Source organism: Halorubrum sp. AJ67 (assembly GCF_000513435.1).
This window is the reverse complement of record NZ_CBVY010000015.1, coordinates 24,364-26,235: the sequence shown is the minus strand read 5'-3', so window position 1 is coordinate 26,235 and position 1,872 is coordinate 24,364. Positions and strand designations below refer to the sequence as shown.

3 protein-coding genes are annotated in these 1,872 nt (G+C 66.5%); all 3 read right to left on the bottom strand.

The window, feature by feature from the left end:
- Positions 1-189: 189 nt before the first annotated feature.
- The 3 genes from BN903_RS11685 to BN903_RS11675 all read right to left on the bottom strand — a co-directional run bounded on the left by BN903_RS11685 (position 190) and on the right by BN903_RS11675 (position 1,690).
- Complete coding sequence (locus tag BN903_RS11685; RefSeq protein ID WP_048077895.1) at positions 190-684, bottom strand: TRAM domain-containing protein; 495 nt, start codon at positions 682-684, stop codon at positions 190-192.
- Positions 685-884: 200 nt separating this feature from the next.
- Complete coding sequence (locus tag BN903_RS11680; protein WP_048077894.1) at positions 885-1,232, bottom strand: zinc finger SWIM domain-containing protein; 348 nt, start codon at positions 1,230-1,232, stop codon at positions 885-887.
- A gap of 89 nt (positions 1,233-1,321) precedes the next feature.
- Complete coding sequence (locus BN903_RS11675) at positions 1,322-1,690, bottom strand: hypothetical protein (protein ID WP_048077893.1); 369 nt, start codon at positions 1,688-1,690, stop codon at positions 1,322-1,324.
- Between the last annotated feature and the right edge of the window lie 182 nt (positions 1,691-1,872).

Below are 1,872 nucleotides of genomic sequence, written 5' to 3'. Positions count from 1 at the left end.
ACGTAAGCACTGAACGAGTGAGTCGAAGCGAACGAGTTGAAGGCGCGGCAGCGAAGCGTCTGCCCGCCTCAACGGCTGGGGGCTTCGGCGGTCGTGTCCGTGGCAACGACTACGTCGTAGTGGGCGGCTAGAATTTTAGTCGCGTTCGCGTCGCAATCGCCGGCGTCCGGACTGTCCGTGGGGTGGGGGTCACCCCGAGACGCCGGTCACTTCCCCCCAGAAGTTCTCGCGGCTGCCGAGTCGCTCGCGGTCCGGGCGGTCACGACGGTGGTCCTCGTCGTCGTCCTCGTCGACCTCGCCGTCGTCCGCGCCGACCGCCTCGTCGTCGTCGGCCTCCTCGTCCGGGTCGTCGGGGAGGCGCTCGACCACGTCCTGCGCCGTCGCGTGGCTGGATTTGACCCGGTGGATCTTGACCTCGGCGCGCGCCGGGGGGAGGAGTCCGTCGACGAGGACGATGAAGCCGTCGTCGGTGCGGCCGACGCCGGCCCCGCTCTCGTGGATGTCGTCGACCTCGACCGTGACGACCTCGCCGGGCTGGACCGGCTGCTGTTTCAGCTCGTAGATCGGCATGTCGTAGTGGTTACACCACTCCGCGCCGCCTTTGTTGCCGTAGTGTTGACACCCCATCCCCTCGATTCGTTCGTCGAAACTGGGGCAGTCGTCGGCGAGTGGACAGTCCGCCATACCGTAGGGGAGACCGGCCGCCGTTGTAAACGTTTTCGACTCTCAGACCGAGATTTGCGAAAACGGCCGGTTCACGCGGCCGAGCGGCGGCTGCTGAGAACGGGCGGGAGACGCACGAACGGCGGGAGACGCGCAGACGGCGGAAAACGCGGAAGCAGCGGGAAACGCGCGAACGGAGGGGAGCGCGCGTCGGGGGGGTCTCAGAGGAACTCGCGGACCTCGGAGTACCACATGTCGTGGTGGTCGACGGCGTCGATCGCCTCCGCGACGTCGACCGCGATAGCGTGCCAGCAGCGCTCGGAGGGGTCGTCGGGGTCGAGGTTGTACGTCGCGTCCGCGCAGTCGCACTCGCCGTCCTCGATCACGTACTCGTCCTCGTGGCCGACGACGACGGTGAAGTCGCGGTACTGTTTCACGCGGCTCTCGCCGACGGCCTCGATCGCGCGCTGCCCGCGGTCGCCGTGCTCGTCGACGATGCTCGCGGCGATCGGGCCGGTCAGCTCTCCGGCCTCCGTGATCGCGGCGCGCCAGTCGTCGACCGGCTCCATGTACCCTCCTTTTCGGGCGGTCGGTTAAATCCCGTCGGTCATCGGGAACCGGGGGCGGCTCGTTCGACCGCGAACGCCGGACCCGGCGGTCACGTCCGCGGCAGCGCCCCGGACTCGTAGACGGGCTCCATGAGGAGTGCGACGGCGACCGCGAGCGGGAACGAGTACGACTCGTACGCGTCGAAGGAGACGCCGATCAGTCGGCCGCCGAGCGAGGCGACCATCATCAGGATGAGAAGGCCCCAGGCGGTGAACGCGAACCGCCAGAGCCGTCCGACGTCCAGTTCGGGACGCAGTCGGAGCAGGCCGAGCGCGACGGCGAGCGGAGCGCCGAATCCGGCTATTCCTTCGACGGTCGGCGAGACGGACGACGCGGTTCGGACGGCAAACGACGTGAGTTGTCCGACGGTGAGACAGAGCGCGATCCACGCCTCAACGACGCGACGCGAGGAGGGCATACCGGCCGTTTATTTTCCTCTGTGAAATTTTTTCCGAACAGAAATTCCTCGATAATACGAGTCTGCTTATAAGTCGCCGATCGACACGAACATTCCCGAAGTCCCAGTCGCTCGGCTGTACAGGAGTGGATCTGTTTATAAACCGTCGATCGACACGAACACTCCTGAATCCCCAGTCGCGA

Excerpts from the sequence above, each read along its gene's own strand:
- BN903_RS11685 (WP_048077895.1), bottom strand. The coding sequence starts at position 684 with ATGGCGGACTGTCCACTCGCCGACGACTGCCCCAGTTTCGACGAACGA.
- BN903_RS11680 (WP_048077894.1), bottom strand. The coding sequence starts at position 1,232 with ATGGAGCCGGTCGACGACTGGCGCGCCGCGATCACGGAGGCCGGAGAG.
- BN903_RS11675 (WP_048077893.1), bottom strand. The coding sequence starts at position 1,690 with ATGCCCTCCTCGCGTCGCGTCGTTGAGGCGTGGATCGCGCTCTGTCTC.